This is a genomic window from Pauljensenia sp. UMB3104 (genome assembly GCF_030217285.1).
Taxonomy (GTDB): Bacteria; Actinomycetota; Actinomycetes; order Actinomycetales; family Actinomycetaceae; genus Pauljensenia.
On the sequence record NZ_JASONN010000319.1, the window covers coordinates 1 to 269 of the forward strand.

Here is a 269-nt window from a genome sequence, read left to right on the forward strand (position 1 = left end):
CCCGGCACCTGAGCCGACTCCGGCACCTGAGCCGACTGTGGACCCGACCCCTGCTCCCGCGCCCACTGCGGATCCTGCTCCGTCGCCTGAACCGACCGTCGATCCGGCGCCGGCTCCGACCACGGATCCCGCACCTGCGCCTGCTCCGAGCGTTGACCCCGCACCGATGCCGACGCCGTTCCCCGCACCGACGACGGATCCGGCGCCTGCTCCGGCTCCCTCTCCGACCGCGGACCCGGCCCCGGCACCCGCGCCGAGCGCTGAGCCTG

At 75.8% G+C, this 269-nt stretch carries 1 pseudogene; it reads left to right on the forward strand.

What is annotated here, in order from left to right:
* Positions 1–269: pseudogene (locus QP415_RS11870) on the forward strand (hypothetical protein); the annotation flags it as partial.